The organism is Alteraurantiacibacter aestuarii (assembly GCF_039523595.1).
In the GTDB taxonomy this organism is placed as follows: domain Bacteria; phylum Pseudomonadota; class Alphaproteobacteria; order Sphingomonadales; family Sphingomonadaceae; genus Alteraurantiacibacter; species Alteraurantiacibacter aestuarii.
In genome coordinates this window covers 1,531,592-1,549,124 of sequence record NZ_BAAAFP010000002.1, presented here as the reverse complement: position 1 = coordinate 1,549,124, position 17,533 = coordinate 1,531,592, and the positions used below count along the sequence as shown (strand labels likewise).

The 17,533-nt window shown below is 63.1% G+C and carries 13 protein-coding genes; 8 read left to right on the top strand and 5 right to left on the bottom strand.

Translation table 11 applies throughout. The annotated features are described in order from the left end of the window. Nucleotides 1–23 precede the first annotated feature (23 nt). Both recG and ABDZ98_RS11015 read left to right on the top strand, forming a co-directional pair. Entirely contained in the window at nt 24–2,084 is a 2,061-nt protein-coding gene (gene recG, locus ABDZ98_RS11020; protein WP_343807688.1) for an ATP-dependent DNA helicase RecG, read from the top strand. A gap of 106 nt (nt 2,085–2,190) precedes the next feature. Further along, nucleotides 2,191–3,777: an amino acid permease gene (locus tag ABDZ98_RS11015; RefSeq protein ID WP_343807685.1), complete on the top strand. Its 1,587-nt coding sequence runs from the start codon at nt 2,191–2,193 to the stop codon at nt 3,775–3,777. A 49-nt stretch (nt 3,778–3,826) separates the two neighbouring features. Here the strand turns inward: ABDZ98_RS11015 and ABDZ98_RS11010 are convergent, their stop codons facing one another. After that, a complete protein-coding gene (locus tag ABDZ98_RS11010) occupies nt 3,827–5,047 on the bottom strand; it encodes a sensor domain-containing diguanylate cyclase (RefSeq protein ID WP_343807682.1) in 1,221 nt (406 codons plus the stop codon). 116 nt (nt 5,048–5,163) lie between these two features. Here ABDZ98_RS11010 and ABDZ98_RS11005 point away from each other — a divergent pair, with 116 nt between their 5' ends. The 5 genes from ABDZ98_RS11005 (at nt 5,164) to dnaE (ending at nt 11,609) form a co-directional block, all read left to right on the top strand. Continuing rightward, complete coding sequence (locus ABDZ98_RS11005; RefSeq protein WP_343807679.1) at nt 5,164–6,405, top strand: lipoprotein-releasing ABC transporter permease subunit; 1,242 nt, start codon at nt 5,164–5,166, stop codon at nt 6,403–6,405. After that, nucleotides 6,398–7,075, top strand: coding sequence for an ABC transporter ATP-binding protein (locus ABDZ98_RS11000; protein WP_343807677.1), 678 nt, complete (start codon nt 6,398–6,400; stop codon nt 7,073–7,075). The genes ABDZ98_RS11005 and ABDZ98_RS11000 overlap by 8 nt, the downstream gene beginning before the upstream one ends. A 23-nt stretch (nt 7,076–7,098) precedes the next feature. Beyond that, complete coding sequence (locus ABDZ98_RS10995; protein WP_343807674.1) at nt 7,099–7,650, top strand: hypothetical protein; 552 nt, start codon at nt 7,099–7,101, stop codon at nt 7,648–7,650. Nucleotides 7,651–7,734: 84 nt separating this feature from the next. Next, nucleotides 7,735–8,073, top strand: coding sequence for a hypothetical protein (locus tag ABDZ98_RS10990; protein ID WP_343807671.1), 339 nt, complete (start codon nt 7,735–7,737; stop codon nt 8,071–8,073). A 71-nt stretch (nt 8,074–8,144) separates the two neighbouring features. Beyond that, complete coding sequence (dnaE, locus tag ABDZ98_RS10985) at nt 8,145–11,609, top strand: DNA polymerase III subunit alpha (protein WP_343807668.1); 3,465 nt, start codon at nt 8,145–8,147, stop codon at nt 11,607–11,609. Nucleotides 11,610–11,620: 11 nt separating this feature from the next. Here the strand turns inward: dnaE and ABDZ98_RS10980 are convergent, their stop codons facing one another. The 4 genes from ABDZ98_RS10980 to ABDZ98_RS10965 are packed head-to-tail and all read right to left on the bottom strand — an operon-like array spanning nt 11,621 to nt 15,758. Further along, the gene (locus tag ABDZ98_RS10980; RefSeq protein ID WP_343807665.1) at nt 11,621–12,703 is read right to left on the bottom strand and encodes a PA0069 family radical SAM protein; all 1,083 of its coding nucleotides are present in this window, start codon (nt 12,701–12,703) and stop codon (nt 11,621–11,623) included. 45 nt (nt 12,704–12,748) lie between these two features. Further along, the gene (gene moaB / locus ABDZ98_RS10975) at nt 12,749–13,276 is read right to left on the bottom strand and encodes a molybdenum cofactor biosynthesis protein B (protein WP_343807663.1); all 528 of its coding nucleotides are present in this window, start codon (nt 13,274–13,276) and stop codon (nt 12,749–12,751) included. Then, nucleotides 13,276–15,030 (bottom strand): lytic transglycosylase domain-containing protein, encoded by a 1,755-nt coding sequence (locus tag ABDZ98_RS10970; protein ID WP_343807660.1) that lies wholly within the window; start codon nt 15,028–15,030, stop codon nt 13,276–13,278. Before ABDZ98_RS10970 ends, moaB begins: the two co-directional genes overlap by 1 nt. Then, complete coding sequence (locus ABDZ98_RS10965; protein ID WP_343807657.1) at nt 15,027–15,758, bottom strand: uracil-DNA glycosylase family protein; 732 nt, start codon at nt 15,756–15,758, stop codon at nt 15,027–15,029. Before ABDZ98_RS10965 ends, ABDZ98_RS10970 begins: the two co-directional genes overlap by 4 nt. 128 nt (nt 15,759–15,886) lie before the next feature. On the opposite strand from ABDZ98_RS10965, the gene ABDZ98_RS10960 reads away from it, so the two are divergent. After that, entirely contained in the window at nt 15,887–17,530 is a 1,644-nt protein-coding gene (locus ABDZ98_RS10960) for an electron transfer flavoprotein-ubiquinone oxidoreductase (protein ID WP_343807654.1), read from the top strand. Nucleotides 17,531–17,533: the final 3 nt, after the last annotated feature.

Genomic DNA, 17,533 nt, shown 5'->3' with positions numbered 1-17,533 from the left:
CGCCAATCGGCTAGGGTCCTCTCATGCGTCCCGACATTCTCAGCCCCCTGTTTGCCGAAACCGATTCCATCGATGGTGTCGGTCCCAAGCTGAAGAAGCCGCTGGACAAGCTGGGTCTGACCCGGCTGCGCGATCTGGCCTATCACCTGCCCGAACGTTTCGTCACCCGCCACGCCGTCGCCAATCTGGATGCAGCGGGGGAGGGTGAGCAGATCGTGGTCGCCCTGACTCCGGTGGAACATCGCGCCAGCGGCACCGGGCGCGGGCCGTACCGCGTTCTGGCGCAGGATGAGGCGGGCAATATCTGCGCCATCACCTATTTCGGGCGCGCCAGCTATACGGCGAAGAAGCAGCTGCCGGTGGGCGAGAAGCGCTGGGTAGCCGGGCGGCTCGATCGTTATGGCGACATGCTGCAGATCGTTCATCCGGACCATGTGGCGGACCACAGCGGTGCGCTGGCGGGCAAGCTGACCGAACCCGTCTATCGCCTGGCCGAAGGGCTGACCCAGCCGCGCGTGGCGGGCATGGTGGCGCAGGCGCTGGAGGCGGCGCCCGAACTGCCCGAATGGATAGAGCCGGGCCTGCTGGCACGCGAGAAATGGCCCTCCTGGCGCGATGCGCTGGTGCTGGCGCACAAGGGCGAGGATCAGGCGGCGCGCGACCGGCTCGCCTATGATGAGCTGTTCGCCAATTCGCTGGCGCTTATGCTGGTGAGGGCGGCCAACAAGCGGCGCAAGGGCCAACCCCTGCAAGGTGACGGATCGCTGCGAGACAGGCTGGCGCTGCCATACCAGCTCACTGGGGCGCAGCGCCGCTCGATTGACGAGATTACCGGCAACATGGCGCAGGAATCGCCGATGCTGCGGCTGCTGCAGGGTGATGTGGGATCGGGCAAGACAGTGGTCGCGCTGGAAGCCATGCTGGCCGCTGTGGAGGCAGGTGCGCAGGCGGCTTTGCTGGCCCCCACGGAAATCCTCGCCCGTCAGCATTTTGAGACGCTGCGCGATCTTGCCAAGTCCACCGGGGTGGAAATCGCCCTGCTGACCGGTCGCGACAAGGGCAGGGCGCGGGAGAGCATCTTGATGGGGCTGGTCGATGGCTCGATCCAGATCATCGTCGGCACCCATGCGATCTTTCAGGACACGGTGAACTACCGCAATCTGGGCCTTGTCGTTATTGACGAGCAGCACCGCTTCGGGGTCAGCCAGCGGCTGTTGCTGACGCAGAAGGGCAAGCGCACGCCGCACACCCTTTCCATGACGGCAACGCCGATCCCGCGCACGCTGACGCTGGCGCAATATGGCGAGATGGAAGTCAGCCGCCTCGACGAAATGCCGCCCGGACGCCAGCCGATCGATACGCGGGTGATTTCCGCCGAGCGGATCGCCGATGTCGTGGACGGGGTGGAGCGGCATCTGGCGAGCGGCCAGCAGGCCTATTGGGTATGCCCGATGGTGCGTGAGAACGAGAATGAGGACATGGCCGCCGCCGAGGCGCGCTATGCCGCGCTCAAGCATCGTTTCGGCAATGATGTGGTGCTGGTCCACGGCCAGCTTTCGCCTGAGTTGAAAGATGCCGGCATGGCCCGCTTTGCCGCCGGAGAGGCCAAACTGCTGGTGGCCACCACGGTGATCGAGGTGGGTGTCGATGTGCCCAATGCCACGCTGATGGTGATCGAACAGGCAGAGCGTTTTGGCCTGGCCCAGCTGCACCAGCTGCGCGGCCGGGTGGGGCGTGGCAGCGAAAAGAGCACCTGCCTGCTGCTGCGCGGCGGGGAGCTGTCCGAAACCGGCCGCGCGCGGCTTGCCCTGATGCGAGAGACGCAGGACGGCTTCCTGCTGGCGGAGGAGGACCTGCGCCTGCGCGGCGGTGGCGAACTGCTCGGCACACGCCAGAGCGGCGACACGCCGTTCACAATCGCCACGCTGGAACAGATCACCCGCATGCTGCAAATGGCCAATGATGATGCCAGGCTGCTGGTCGAACGCGATGCAGCGCTGGAGAGCGCACGCGGGCAGGCTGCGCGCGTACTGCTGTATCTGCTGGAGCGCGACTGGGGCGTCACGCTACTGCGCGGGGGATGACACCGGCATCAGAATCCCGATTGCCGGCGATTTCGAATGATATAAACAGCGTGGTTCGGGGAAGGTGGAGCAGGCGAGTCTGCTGCGGCCCCAGAGGACGAACTCAATGTTCCTTGACCGTGTCAAACCACTCGACGTTATCCTTGCAGTAGCTGAAAAAAAGAGCCTCCACCGATCGCTGGGCGGATTCCAGCTGATGCTGTTCGGCATTGGCTGCATCATCGGCACCGGCATTTTCGTGCTGACTGCGGCGGGCGCGCAAAAGGCAGGACCCGGCCTGATGCTGGCATTCGTGATCGCGGGCGCCGTGTGCATCGTGGCCGCGCTCTGCTATGCCGAAATCGCCTCCATGATCCCGGTCGCAGGGTCCGCCTACACCTATAGCTATGCCACCATGGGCGAGTTTCTTGCCTGGACCGTCGGCTGGGCGCTGGTGCTGGAATATGCCATCGCCGCCTCTGCCGTGGCAGTTGGCTGGTCGGGCTATTTCACCGGCACGATCCTGCACGATACATTCGGCATCTCGCTGCCGGCATCGCTCACCGCAGGGCCTCTGGCTCTGGGCGGCGCGCCCGGCGGGCTGATCAATTTGCCCGCCTTCATCATTGCCTTGCTGGTGACGTGGCTGTTGATGATCGGGACGAGCGAAAGCGCACGGGTCAATGCCGTGCTGGTGCTGATCAAGGTGACTGCGCTGACGGTGTTCATCGCGCTGACTTTCACCAGTCCCGAATTCGAGGTTGAGCGCTTCAATCCGTTCCTGCCTGCGGGCGTGTTTGGCGGCTGGGGTACGGGCGTTGGCGCGGTGGGGGCCGCGGCGACGATCTTCTTCGCCTATGTCGGATTTGACGCTGTTTCCACCGCGGCGGAGGAGACCAAGAACCCGCAGCGCAACGTGCCGATCGGGCTGGTTGGATCGCTGCTGTTCTGCACCATTTTCTATATTCTGGTGGCTGCGGGCGCGATTGGCACCATTGGCGGGCAACCGATCATGGGGCCGGGCGGCATTCCCTTTCCCGCAGGGTCCGAACAGCTGGCCCTGCAATGCGCGATGCCGCAATATGCCGATGCACTGGTCTGTTCGAACGAGGCGCTGGCCCATGTCCTGCGGCAGATCGGCTTTGGCGCAATCGGCAATATGCTGGGCTATGCCGCGATCCTGGCGTTGCCTTCGGTGATTCTGGTGCTGCTGTATGCCCAGACCCGCATCTTCTTCGTCATGAGCCGCGATGGCCTGCTGCCCGATGGCCTGTCCAAGGTGCATCCCAAATGGAAGACCCCTTATGTGGTGACCGCGATCACTGGCGTGCTGGTGGCGATTGGGGCGGCATTTTTCCCCGTAGGCCAGCTGGCGGATATCGCCAATGCGGGCACGCTCTATGCCTTTGCCATGGTGGCGGTAGCGGTGATGATCCTGCGCAAGAGTGACGGCGCACGCGAACGCAGTTTCCGCGTTCCGGGCCTTGTGGTGATTGGCCCGCTGACGGTGCTGGGCTGCGTGTTCCTGTTCCTCAACCTGCCGCTGGCGGCCATGCTGATGCTGCCGATCTGGACCGTGATCGGCTTTGTGATCTACGCGCTCTACAGCCGCCGCCACAGCCATATGGCGCAGGGCATTGTGGAAGTGCATGAGCCTGAGCTGGCAGATATCGAACCGGACATCCCCGGCATCGCCGACCGCGACCGGCCCTAGGGCTTGTCGCTCCAGTCCCGCGCGTCACTCGAACGCGCGATATGCGGTGTTACGCGGCCAGGCGGACCTGGTCGCGGCCGTTCTGCTTGGCGATGTAAAGGGCTTCATCTGCCCGGGCAATCAGGTGGTTTCGGTCATCGCCCTCGATCAGCTGGGCCACGCCTGAGCTCACGGTTATTCCCATCACCGAACCATCGGGCAGGATGATGTGCAGGGCGGCGATGGCAGCGCGCAGGCGCTCGCATGCGGCAACGGCTTCGGCTGCCCGGCATTCCGGAAAGGCGATGACGAATTCCTCACCGCCAAGCCGGCCCACAAGATCCTGATCGCGCATGACCTCTACGGCCATCTGTCCGACCCTGCGGATCACCTCATCGCCTGCCGGATGGCCGTATGTGTCGTTCACCAGCTTGAAGCGATCGATATCAAGGATTGCCACGGACAGCGGACGCTTGTTGCGCCGGGCGCCCCCCATCATCCGGTCCAGCGATCCCAGCAACTCGCGCCGGTTTGCCAGTCCTGTCAGTTCATCGGTGGTGGCTATGCGGCGCAGCTCGGCTGAAACCCTTGCCTCCCGCGCCAGCGACCGGCGCAGAGCGATGCTGGCCAATGCGCCGATTATCAGCAGCAAAACGCCAACCATGCCCAGCAGGCGTTCAAAGCTGGCTGACCGCTCGGAGGCGATGTCAGCAATCTGCACGCGCTCTTCCAGCAGCTTGACTTCTTCGCTCTCGAACGCGGAAAGCGGTGTGAAGATGCCCTCTATCGTGCTGCGGTCCTCGCCGGCCCTGGTTCGGCGGACGGCCTCTTCATGCTGGCCCCGCGCCACCAGGGCGATCAGCTGGGCCATCTTCCCAAGGTGGAGGTCGATCTTTTCCTCCAGCATGGCCAGTCGCGCCAGCTTCTGGGGGCTGTTGGCAAACTCCTGCTTCAGGCTATCGGTAACCCCGGCAATCTGGTTTCGGCCTTCGATATAGGGTTTGAGAAATTCAGGATCATGGGTCAGCAGATATCCGCGCTCACCGCGCATCGTGCTCATTACCGCGATGCGCAAGGTTGCCGTATGTTCGAGCACGGTGCGCGTATGGCTCTCCCAGTATTCCGCCCGGCGCTGCTCCGCGCTTGAAGTGAATGTCAGCCAGCTGGACACGGCGAGCATCGCGGCAAGTGCCAGCATCACCACCAGCGCCGCCGTTCCAAGCCGTGAGCTTGACTGGCGCGGCAGATGGCGGACCAGTAAATGTGCTTTCTGGAGAGTTAATCTGTTCACACGGCCTGATAGGCCGCAACGGGTAATGAGATGGTTAACGGCAAATCAGTTGCCACGATTGATGGGCGAACCTAAACAGGCGCCTCCGTCGCCAGACATCAGATAAAGATACAATCTTGATCCTCTCCCCCTTCGAATGGACCATCGCCAAGCGCTATATGCTTCCCGGCCGCGGGGAGGCAGTGATTGCGCTTGTGGCCTCAATCTCCATCGGCGTTGTCATGCTCTCGGTCGCCATGCTGGTGATCGTGATGAGCGTGATGAACGGCTTTCGGGCAGAGCTGCTTGAACGCATCACCGGGCTGAACGGCCATGCAATCGTGCAACCCTATGGCGGCAGGATGGAAGACTGGGAGGAGATCCTGGCGCAGGTGCGCGCCACGCCCGGCGTCACCCGCGCATCCCCGCTGATCGACCAGCCCCTGCTTGCCACATTCAATGGCCGGGCGGAGGCTGTGCTGGTGCGCGGCAATCTGCCCGAAGATATTGAGCGGCTGCGCCCCAATGTACTGATGGGCAATCTCGATACGCTGCAACCCGACCTGCGCAATGTCGCCATCGGATCGCGTCTGGCGCTGAACATCGGCGCGCGGCTGGGTGACACGATCACCATCATCAATCCGCAGGGGCGCTCTACCCCGATGGGCACGATGCCGCGCCAGATCGGCTATACCATCACCGCCATCTTCGAAGTGGGCGTGTATGATTTTGACGAGCGCTTCGTGGTCATGCCGCTGCCTGCGGCGCAGACCTTGCTGATGATGGGCAATTCCGTCGGCATGATCGAGGTGACAACCGAAAATGCCGACCGCGTGGAGGACATCATGGCGCCGCTGGCAGAGAGCCTGTCCGGCCGTGCCGTGGTGACCAACTGGCAGAGCCTGAACTCATCGCTGTTCGAGGCGCTTCAGGTGGAACGGGTGGCAATGGCCTTCGCGTTGGGCATTATCGTGCTGGTTGCCGCCTTCAACATATTGTCATCGCTGGTGATGCTGGTGCGGTCCAAGACCCGCGACATCGCCATCATGCGGACCATGGGGGCCACGCGCAAAAGCCTGCTCAAGATCTTCGTCACCACCGGATCGGTGATTGGCGCGCTGGGCACATTTGCCGGCCTGGCGCTGGGTTTCATCGTGCTGATATTCCGCCAGCCGATTGTCACGGGCATTGAATTCATCATGGGCGTCACTTTGTGGGACCCCGAAGTGCGTTTTCTGACAGAGCTGCCTGCCCGGGTAAATCCGGTGGAAATCATCGCCATTGCCGGCATGGCGATGGGGCTCAGCTTCCTGGCAACGCTCTATCCTGCCTATCGCGCGGCCAATACCGATCCGGTGGAGGTGCTGCGTTATGAGTAACCCCCCGATTGTCCGCCTGCGCGGCCTGGCCCGCAATTTCGAACAGGGCGGCGAAGTGATCGAGGTCCTGCGCGGTGTCGATCTCGATATCGCTCCGGGAGAAATCGTGGCGCTGCTCGGCCCTTCGGGATCGGGCAAATCCACCATGCTGCAAGCTGTTGGCTTGCTGGAAGGCGGGTTTTCCGGCGTGATCGAACTGGCCGGACACGATGCCAGCAAGATGAGCGCATCCGAACGTACCAGACTGCGCCGCGATCATCTGGGCTTTGTCTATCAGTTCCATCACCTGCTGCCCGATTTCAACGCGCAGGAAAACGTCATCATCCCGCAGATGCTGGTGGGCAAGACCCGCGCCGAGGCAGCCGAGCATGCACGCGAACTGCTCACCACGCTGGGGCTGGAACACCGTCTGGAACACCGGCCCAGCCAGCTTTCCGGCGGCGAACAGCAGCGCGTGGCCGTGGCCCGCGCGCTGATCAATTCGCCCAAGCTGGTGCTTGCCGATGAGCCGACGGGCAATCTTGACGAAACCACATCGGAAAAGGTCTTCGGCCAGTTTATCGAACTGGTTCGCGGCAAGGGCAGCGCCGCGCTGGTGGCCACGCATAACGAGGCTCTGGCCGCGCGAATGGACCGTGTGGTACGCTTGCATGAGGGCCGGCTGGAATAGGCGGGCCGCAACGGAGAGCAGACATGTTCGCATTCGCCGCAAGCCTGTTGCTGCTGCAGGCGGCAACAGCTCAGGCCCAGACACAGGCTCAGGTTCAGGCCCAGAATTCAGCCACGTCGCCATCGCCCCAACCTTGCGCCAGTGAAGCACATGGCCAGTTCGATTTCTGGGTCGGCGAATGGGACGTGTTCCCCAATGGCGGCGGTGACCAGGTGGCGCGAAGCTCCATCCAGCGGCTGCACAATGGCTGCGCAGTGCGCGAACAATGGATGCCACTGCAGGGGCAGGGCGGCTCCAGCCTCAACCGCCTCGATGTGGAGACCGGACGCTGGCACCAGCTGTGGATCGATTCCAGCGGCACTACGGTGGAGTTTGAAGGCGGGCTGGTTGGCGATGTGATGGTGATCAGCGGCTATTGGGCCGATATCAACGGGCCGGGTGTGGATGGGCTGGTGCGCATGTCCTACACGCCCAATGCGGATGGCTCCGTGCGCCAGTATGGGCAGGTGTCCTTCGATCATGGGCTTACGTGGCAGGACAGCTTCGATCTGGTCTATCGTCCACGCGCCCAGTAACCGGCCCATAGTAACTGGCCCAAAGTAACCGGCGCAGCACTTGGGCCGTATTGCCCGGCGGGCACAAACGCAGGATCAAGGCACATGATAGAAGCATTTCAGGACTGGTTTCTCTCTCTGGGAGAGAATTACGGCGTTAACCCGTGGGTTTTCGGCGCGATCTATGTCGGCGCCATTCCGTTCTTCCTTGCCTCCATCACCTGGCTGGTGACGCGCGCGAGGGCGCATCGCTCCACCGTCGTGCCCACCATGCTGGCAGGGTTCTTCTTCGTGTCCGCCTATCTCTACCTTGCCATAGCTGGCCGCAATATTCCGGTGTGGGTGTGGATATTCCTTGCCGTGCTGGTTGTTTACGGTGCGTGGTCGACCATTCGCGACACCCGTCGCAAGATCGCCGCGGCCAAGGCGGCTGCGGGCGAATAGGCTGGTGAAAAGCCTGCGGACAGCGGCGCTGCGGCAATTGCCCTTGCGGCGATAAGGGCTAATCTGCGGGCATGGCCTTTGCTCCCTTTGTCCCTTTGCGCGTGCTCTCCAGCTATTCGATGCTGGAAGGGGCAATTGATCCCAAGGCGATTGCGCAGCTGGCGAAGGAGCGCGGTTTTCCCGCCATCGCCATTTGCGATCGCAACGGGCTTTACGGTTCCACCGCCTTTGCCTCCGCCTGCAAGGGTGAGGGGATACAGCCCATCATCGGCGCGCTTGTGGGTGTTGCGCGGGCGGTGGATGGCCCCATCGATTATCTGCCGCTGTTCGCGCAGGACAATGATGGCTGGCAGAACCTGTGCCACCTGGTCAGCCGCGCCCACCTCGATCGCCCGCTGGAACTGGACCCGCATGTCGCACTGGCCGATCTGGAGGGTCATACGGATGGTCTGATCGCCCTGTCCGGTGCGGGCGAGGGGGCAATTGCCCGGCTGCTCGCGGACGGTAAGGAAACCCGCGCACAGGCCATGGCCATGCATCTGGCATGCCTGTTTCCGGGGCGCTTCTATATTGAGCTGGCGCGGCGCGGTGACGCGGTGGAGGAAGCGGCGGAGGAAGGCCTGATCGAACTGGCCTACCGCGAAAACCTGCCGCTGGTGGCCACGAACCCCGCCAATTATGCCGAACCGCATATGCACGGCGCGCATGACGCCATGCTGTGCATCGCCAATTCCAGCCAGATCGACAGCGCGGATCGGCCGCGTTCCTCACCCGAGGCTTTCGTAAAGACGGCGTCGATGATGGAGGAGCTGTTTGCCGACCTGCCCGAAGCGACCGCAAACACGCTGGTGATTGCCCAGCGCTGCGCCTTTGCGCCGCCGCGCCGCAAGCCGATCCTGCCCAGCCTTGCCGGCGATCTGGAAGGCGAGATCAAGCTGCTGGCGCAGGACGCGCACAAGGGTCTGGCCGCGCGCCTCGAACATTATGAGGAGATGACCGACGAGGAGCTGAAAACCTACGTCGACCGGCTCGATTTCGAGATCGAAGTCATCACCCGCATGGGCTTTCCCGGCTACTTCCTGATCGTTGCCGACTTCATCAAATGGGCCAAGGCGCAGGGCATTCCCGTGGGACCGGGACGCGGCTCGGGTGCAGGATCGCTGGTGGCATGGGCGCTGACCATTACCGATCTCGACCCGATCCGCCTGGGGCTGCTGTTCGAACGCTTCCTCAACCCGGAACGCGTGTCCATGCCCGACTTCGATATCGATTTCTGCGAAACGCGGCGCGGCGAAGTGATCCGCTATGTCCAGGATCGCTACGGGCAGGACAAGGTCGCGCAGATCATCACTTTCGGCAAGCTGAAGGCGCGCGCCGTGCTGCGCGATTGCGGGCGCATCCTGCAAATGCCCTATGGCCAGGTGGACCGGCTGACCAAGATGGTGCCCAACCATCCCACCGATCCGTGGACGCTGCCGCGCACGCTGAATGGCATATCGGAATTCAAGCGCGAATATGACAACGATACCGAGGTGAAGCGGCTGGTGGATCTGGCGTTGCAGCTGGAAGGCTTCCCGCGCAATTCCTCCACCCATGCCGCCGGTGTGGTGATCGGTGACAGGCCTCTGTCGCAGCTGGTGCCGCTCTACCGCGATCCGCGATCGGACATGCCGGTTACGCAGTTCGACATGAAATATGTCGAGGAAAGCGGGCTGGTGAAGTTCGACTTCCTCGGTCTCAAGACCCTGTCCGTGCTGCGCAAGGCGGTGGACCTGCTGGCCAAGCGCGGGATCACCGTGGAGCTGGAAAACCTGCCGTGGGACGATGACGATGTCTTCGCCCTGCTCAAGCGCGGCGATACGGTGGGCGTGTTCCAGCTGGAATCCGAAGGCATGCGCCGCACGCTGGCTGCCGTTCGCCCGACCAAGTTTGAGGATATCATCGCCCTCGTCTCGCTCTATCGGCCGGGTCCGATGGACAACATCCCGCTGTTCGGCAAGCGCAAGAACGGCGAAGCGCCGATCGAATATCCGCACCCCAGGCTGGAAGGCATTCTGGCCGAGACTTATGGCATCTTCGTCTATCAGGAACAGGTGATGCAGGCCGCGCAGATCCTGGCCGGATATTCGCTGGGCGATGCCGATCTGCTGCGCCGCGCGATGGGCAAGAAGGTTCAGGCCGAAATGGATGCCCAGCGCCAGCGCTTTGTCGATGGCTGCAAGGAGATATCAGGCATTGAATCGAAAGAGGCGAACGTTCTGTTCGACTTGATCGACAAGTTTGCAGGCTATGGCTTCAACAAATCGCACGCCGCCGCCTATGCGCTGCTGTCCTATCAGACCGGCTGGCTGAAGACGCATTACCCGGAAGAATTCTACGCCGCCTCCATGTGCTTCGACATGCACCAGTCGGAGAAGCTGTCTATCTACGTCGATGACATGCGCAAGAACGGCATTGCGCTGATGGGTCCGGACATGAACGCCAGCGAGGGCGAGTTCACCGTGGAGCAGACCGATGAGGGCCACGCGGTGCGCTATGCGCTGGCGGGCATTCGCAATGTTGGCGAAAAGGCGATGAACGCCATCGTTGCCGAGCGTGAGGCGAATGGCAAATTCACCAGTCTGGAAGACCTGTTCGGACGCATGCCCGCAGGGGCGATGAACCGTCGCCAGCTGGAAGGTCTGGCAGGCGCGGGCGCGTTTGACAGTATGGAGCCGAACCGCGCCAAGGTGCTCGCCAATGCCGACATGCTGCTGGCCGTGGCAGAGGCCGCCACGCGTGAGCGCACCAGCGGGCAGGCAGGCCTGTTCGGCGGGGAGGATCACGAGGAGCCATCGCTGCGACTGGTCGACGCACCGGAATGGAAACGTACCGAGCAGATGGCGGCCGAGCGCGAGACCTTCGGCTTCTACTTCGCCGCCCATCCGGTGGAGGAATACCGGATGATCGCCTCTGCCAACGGCGCGCGCAACTATGGCTCGCTGATGGAATCGGGCGTTGCCAATGGCCGCCAGCCGGCAGTGATGGCCGCGATGGTGGAAAGCGTCAGCAAGGGCCGCACAAAGCGCGGGGGTGAGTTCATCCGCGCCGATTTTTCCGATTCAACCGGCCAGTTCAGCGCAGCTTGCTTTGAGGAGAGCCTGGTCGAGAATTTTCAGCGCTGGGCGGCAGATGGCACCTGCGTGTTGCTCAACGTGGAGCTGGATTCGCCCAGTCCCGAAGAACCGCCGCGCGTCACCGTGCGCGGCGCGCGTCCGCTGGCGGAAGTGACCTCCACATCGCGCATGCTGCTGGAGCTGGAGGTGCATCAGGAAGCTGCGCTCGATGCGCTGAGGGCGGCATTGAGCGAGGGCAAGGCCGGCCACGGCGAAGTGGTGGTGCGACTGATGATCGGCGAGGAGGAGAACCCCCGCCTGCGGCTTGGCCGCGATTTCGCGCTGGGCGGCGATCTGGTGGATCAGCTTTCGCTGGTCCCCGGGCTCAGCAATGTCTCGCTGCGGCCACGGCGCGGGCCTTCGCTGAAGCTGGTCGCCTGACGGTGATATCTTCACAGCAGTGACAATTGCCCGTCCAGCGAGGGCGGGCGAAACCGGCTGCAATCCAGCGTGAACTTGTGCCTGCTGATCCCGGCCTTGCGGCAGGCGAGGCGGAACCGCGCGCGGAACAGGTCTGCCCACACGCCGCTGGGGCGAAAACGGCTGTAGAAGGCCGGGTCATTGTCCCGCCCGCCGCGCACCGATTGCACGATCCCCATCACCTTGCCTGCGCGCTCGGGGAAGTGGACGTCCAGCCATTCACGGAACAGGGGCGAAACTTCATGCGGCAGGCGCAGCATGATCCAGCCCACTGACTGCACGCCATGCGACGCTGCCGTGGCGATAATCTCCTCCATGAAGCAATCGGTGATGGCCGGAATGACCGGGGCCACCGCGCAATGGGCGGGGATGCCCGCGCTCACCAGCTGCGCCAGCGCCTGCATCCGCTTGGCGGGCGATGACGCGCGCGGCTCCAGCCTGCCGGACAGCACGGGATCGAGCGAAGTCACCGATAGCGAAACCGCTACCAGATCATGCGCGGCCATTTCCTGCAGGATATCGATGTCCTGTAGCACACGGTCGCTCTTGGTGGTGATGGTGACAGGGTGCCGGGTTTCGAGACACAGTTCCAGCAGGCTGCGGGTGATGCGATAGGTCTTCTCTATCGGTTGGTAAGGATCGGTATTGGTCCCCATCGCAATCGGGCGGGGCACGTATCGGGGCCGGGCCAGCGTTGCGCGCAGCAATTGCGCGGCATTCGGCTTGGCAAACAGCTGCGTTTCGAAATCAAGGCCGGGTGACAGGTCGAGAAAGGCGTGGCTGGGCCGGGCATAGCAATAGACGCAGCCATGCTCGCAGCCGCGATAGGCATTGATGGACCGGTCAAAGCCGATATCGGGCGACTGGTTGAAGGTGAGGATGGATTTGGGATGTTCCTGTGTGACGGTGGTCCGCAATTTTGGAGGGTCGCCATCCAGCGCGCGCATGGCATCGCGCCAGTCATCGTCAACCAGCCTTTCAGCCAGGCCAAAGCGTTGCGGCACAGCCGCGCTTTGGGCACCGCGCCCGGTTGTGGATGATGTTCTCGCAGCCATGATGAAGTGAGAACATATATGGAACAGATGGACTTGTGAAGAGGCTCAGACCTCTTTGAGGCGCGGCATCAGTTCCACGAAATTGCACGGCCTGTTGCGGCTGTCGAGCTGTTCGGACAGGATCATGTCCCACCCATCGCGGACCGCTCCGTTGGAACCGGGCAGGGCGAAGATATAGGTGCCGTCCGCCACCACCGCGCAGGCGCGGGACTGTATGGTGGACGTGCCGATGGTCTTGAAGCTGACCCAGCGGAACAGCTCTCCAAAACCGGGAATTTCGCGGGTCTTCACCCGGTCCAGCGCTTCGGGCGTCACGTCGCGCCCGGTCAGTCCGGTGCCGCCGGTCGAAACCACCGCATCGACCTGCGGATCGGCCATCCACGCGCGCAATTGCACCTCGATCAGGTCGGCATCGTCCTTCAGGATCGTGCGCGCGGTGAGCTTGTGCCCGGCGGAGGTTATGCGCTCCGCCAGCAGATCGCCCGATGTATCCTCATCCGGGCCGCGCGTGTCCGACACAGTCAGCAGGGCGATGTTGATGGGCCTGAACGTGCGTTTTGTATCAATGGCCATTATTCGCCTTCTGCTGAAAGGTAGACGCGGCCACTGCCGTCATTCGTCTGGGGAAAGGCTGGCCATGCGTTCTGCGCCAGCGCCATGCGGCTGGGGGAGGCGGCGTTGGCCTGCCGCTCATACATCCAGTAATTGCGCATCACGATGGCAACATATCCGCGCGTTTCCCAATAGGGAATGGCCTCCATGTACAGCAGCGGATCGCCCATATCGCGAACCTCGCTCTCCCAGCGGGTAACCGGGGAAAGGCCGGCGTTATAGGCCGCCATGATCTTTGGCAGCTTGTCATGGGTGACGGGATTTTCCTGCAACATCTCCAGATTGCGCTGGCCGAATGCCAGGTTGGTGCGCGGATCGAAGATATCGACCTGGCTGGCGGACATTTCCAGCCGCGGGGCGTGCTGCTGCACGGTAATCGGCGTGATCTGCATCAGCCCCTGCGCATTGGCCGGACTGCGGGCATTGGCGCGAAAGTTCGATTCCTGCAGGATATGCGCATAGGCAAGCGCGGGATCGACACGCCAGCCGGTCAACGGAGTCCAGCGCGGCGTGGGGTAAAAACTGGCCGGATCGGCGCGGCCCCCAGAAGGCGCGTTATAGGCCATGTACAGCTGCGTCTGCGGCAGGCCCAGATCGCGCGCGAGGCGGGAAAGCGGCGCATAATGCGACGGATCGCCGATCTTCGCCTGATGCAGCAGGACTTCGCTGGCCAGATCCTCCTCGCCAATTTCCGCCAGTGCGACAGAGATGCGGACATTCTCCAATTGCCCGATCTGGCGCCAGTCATCATCGGACAGATCTGCCTGTGAAACGCGCGGGGGCAGGGCACGGCCCAGCTGTTCGGTCGCCAGCATGCCATAAAGCGTCTCGTCATTGCTGGCCGCTTCGCCCAGCAATTGCGCCGACAGTTGCGGCTGGCGGCATCGCAGTGCGGCGCGGCTGGCCCAGTAAAGCGCGGCTGCGCGCAGTTCCACGTTCTGCGCCTGGAAGGCGGAGCGGCGGAAGGCCTGCGTGGCTTCATCGCAATCGTTCAGGCGCCATGCGGCAAGGCCCTGTACCCATTCGCCCTCTGCCACCCACGCGCCGCTTCCTTCGGTAACGGTGCGGGCCATGGCCAGCGCCTGCGGATCCATGTTCTCGATGAAATAGGACCATGCAACGCGCTGGCGCCATTCTGCCCGGGCTTCCGGGCTGAGCGAGGCATCCACCCCGTCAAGCAACTGGCGCGCACCGCCGGGATCGTCATTGGAAATGGCGCTGAGGATGGCCGCGCGCACACCGTCCGGCATGGTGCCATCGTTGACGGTGGCGGGCCGCACGCGGCGCGGGAATTCACCGGCGGAACGAATGGTGTTCTCGGAAGGCAGGCTGGGCATGGCGTCCGCCCCGCGTGTCATGCCCAGCCGCGCCATTTGCGCTGCCATCGGCAGATTGCGGCCCTGTTCCAGCCATTCGAGGATTTGCGGCAGCTCTACGCGCGGGGAGCGTGCATGCAGGTAATATCTGGCGCGGGCGATTGGATGCAGCAGCCCGCTATCCCTCTCGCTCAAGAGTTGGGTGACCTCGCTCCAGTTCTCCCGGTCGATGGCGCGGAAAACGGAGCGGTAATAGGCCGCGTCACTTTCGCTCAGCTGGCGCGGGGCATCGTTGCGGGCGATATGGGCCACGAAATAATCGCGCGAGGCCTGTGCCAGCGCCGGAGTTGCAACACCTGCCGACAGGCATGCCAGCGCTGCAACGATCAGTTTCTTCATGCTTTCCCTGTCCAGTCGAGCCAGCGGCGCCACAGATCCGCGCGCAGCCGTGCATTCGCGATCAGATTCTCCGCTTCGAAGCTTGCCAGGACATGAATCGATCCTGCGGGCAGGGCGATTTCACACACGCCTTGTCGCTTTTCCTGTCCCAGCACAGTCAATATATCGCGGCCCAGCACGATAACCCGGACAGGCGCACACAGGGCAATGTGGTGAAGCAGCACTTCGCCATGCCCGGCAGCGTGCAGATCGTCCCACCCGGCCAGCGGCATGTGGCGCGGCAGGGCGGAGGCGAAATAGGCCTTGTCCGCAGGCACCTCCATCGCGCGCAGCATATTGGCGATCAATTTGCCGTGATGGCCGGCAAGCAGGGTATCACTGTCATCGGCCTCCGGCATGGGGACGATCACCATCACATCCGCATTGGCCGCGCCGCGCGGAGCCACGCGGCTTTCGGCAGGTGCCTCGTCCAGACTGGGTTCGTTCATCCACCAGCCGGCAAAATCTTCGAGCGTTGTGGGCCAGCTCTCTCGCGCACCGCCAACTTTCGGCAGTTCAGGTTCGGCGGCCTTCAGGGCAGGCGCCGCCACCTTCTCGGCCTGCTGTTCCGGCTCTTGCAGGAATGGTTCGGCTACATCGTTGAAATCCTGATCCACGCCCGCTTCGCGCCACCAATCGCAGGCGGCCACATATTGCTCGGCAAGGGTCAGGGGCGGGCGGCTATCCATAGGGGTCCTTTGTACCGGTCTTGACCTCCCGCCAGCCAGCGATCAAGTCCCTTGAGCATGATCTACCCTGTTATGGAATGGCCTGAAGTGTCGGAAGAGCCAGTAGTGTCGAAAGAAAAGGTGGCGGCATGAGTGAGCGTGAAAGCATGCCGGTTGATGTCGTGATCGTGGGCGCGGGTCCCGCGGGGCTTTCTGCCGCCATCCGCCTGAAACAGCTGAATGACCAGCTGGAAGTGGTGGTGCTGGAAAAGGGCGCGGAAGTGGGCGCGCATATCCTGTCGGGCGCGGTGGTCGATCCGCGCGCGCTGGATGAATTGCTGCCCGACTGGCGCGAAACCTGTCCGCTGGCAGAGGTTCCGGTGAGCGAGAACCTCCACTGGGTGCTGACCCGTACGGGCACATGGGCGATGCCGCATCTGGCTTTGCCGCCGCTGATGTCCAACAAGGGCAACTACACCGGCTCGCTGGGCAATCTCACCCGCTGGCTGGCAGAGCGGGCCGAGGAAATGGGCGTACAGATATTCCCCGGTTTTCCCGCCAGCGAGGTGCTGTATGACGATGCGGGCCATGTCATGGGCGTGGCGACGCAGGACATGGGCGTGGCCGCCGATGGCTCGCACAAGCCCGATTATGAGCCAGGCATGGAACTGCATGCCAAATATACGCTGTTTGCGGAGGGCGCTCGTGGCCATCTGACCAAGCGGATGAAGGCGCAGTTTGATCTCGAAGCGGATTGCCAGCCGCAGGTCTATGGCCTGGGGATCAAGGAATTGTGGGATATCGATTCCGCCAGACATGAACCGGGACGGGTGATCCACACGCAGGGCTGGCCACTGTCCGAAAGTGACACCTGGGGCGGTGGCTTCCTCTACCATCAGGCGGATGGGCAAGTGGCGCTCGGCTTCGTCACCGCGCTCGATTACGCCAATCCCTACGTCAGCCCGTTTGAGGAATTCCAGCGCTGGAAGCAGCATCCCGCAATCCGAGAAGTGCTCGAAGGCGGCAAGCGCGTGTCCTATGGTGCGCGGGCGATCAATGAGGGCGGCTGGCAGAGTGTTCCGAAGCTGGCATTCCCCGGCGGCGCGCTGATCGGCTGCTCAGCCGGGTTCGTGAATGTGCCGCGGATCAAGGGCACTCATACCGCCATGAAAAGCGGCATGCTGGCGGCCGACAGCATCGCCGAGGCGATTGCGGGCGGGCGTGAGAACGACGAACTGGCGAGCTATGACGCAGCCGTGCGATCAAGCTGGATCGCCGATGAGTTGCAGAAGGTCAGGAACGCGCAGCCGCTGGTCGCCCGGTTTGGCGAGGGGCTGGGCACCGCGCTGGCCGGTATCGACATGTGGCTGCGCACGCTGAAAATCGGCCTGCCGTTCACACTGGGGCACCACACCGATGCCAAGGCCACGCAGCGCGCCGATCTGTTCCAGCCCATCGCCTATCCCAAGCCTGACGGGGTGATCAGCTTCGATCGCCTGTCCTCGGTCTATCTCTCCGGCGTCAACCATGCAGAGGACCAGCCCTGCCACTTGCAGCTGAAGGACCCCGCCGTTCCCCAGCGCATCAACTGGCCGCTCTATGCAGGACCGGAGGCGCGCTATTGCCCGGCCGCCGTCTATGAATATGTCGGCTTGGAGGAAGGCGAGCCAAGGCTGGTGATCAACGCGCAGAACTGCGTCCACTGCAAGACCTGTGACATCAAGGACCCCACGCAGAACATCAACTGGGTCACGCCCGAGGGCGGCGGCGGCCCGACCTATCCGAACATGTGAGAC

Excerpts from the sequence above, each read along its gene's own strand:
- recG (WP_343807688.1), top strand. The coding sequence starts at position 24 with ATGCGTCCCGACATTCTCAGCCCCCTGTTTGCCGAAACCGATTCCATC.
- ABDZ98_RS11015 (WP_343807685.1), top strand. The coding sequence starts at position 2,191 with ATGTTCCTTGACCGTGTCAAACCACTCGACGTTATCCTTGCAGTAGCT.
- ABDZ98_RS11000 (WP_343807677.1), top strand. The coding sequence starts at position 6,398 with ATGAGTAACCCCCCGATTGTCCGCCTGCGCGGCCTGGCCCGCAATTTC.
- ABDZ98_RS10995 (WP_343807674.1), top strand. The coding sequence starts at position 7,099 with ATGTTCGCATTCGCCGCAAGCCTGTTGCTGCTGCAGGCGGCAACAGCT.
- ABDZ98_RS10990 (WP_343807671.1), top strand. The coding sequence starts at position 7,735 with ATGATAGAAGCATTTCAGGACTGGTTTCTCTCTCTGGGAGAGAATTAC.
- dnaE (WP_343807668.1), top strand. The coding sequence starts at position 8,145 with ATGGCCTTTGCTCCCTTTGTCCCTTTGCGCGTGCTCTCCAGCTATTCG.
- ABDZ98_RS10980 (WP_343807665.1), bottom strand. The coding sequence starts at position 12,703 with ATGGCTGCGAGAACATCATCCACAACCGGGCGCGGTGCCCAAAGCGCG.
- moaB (WP_343807663.1), bottom strand. The coding sequence starts at position 13,276 with ATGGCCATTGATACAAAACGCACGTTCAGGCCCATCAACATCGCCCTG.
- ABDZ98_RS10970 (WP_343807660.1), bottom strand. The coding sequence starts at position 15,030 with ATGAAGAAACTGATCGTTGCAGCGCTGGCATGCCTGTCGGCAGGTGTT.
- ABDZ98_RS10965 (WP_343807657.1), bottom strand. The coding sequence starts at position 15,758 with ATGGATAGCCGCCCGCCCCTGACCCTTGCCGAGCAATATGTGGCCGCC.
- ABDZ98_RS10960 (WP_343807654.1), top strand. The coding sequence starts at position 15,887 with ATGAGTGAGCGTGAAAGCATGCCGGTTGATGTCGTGATCGTGGGCGCG.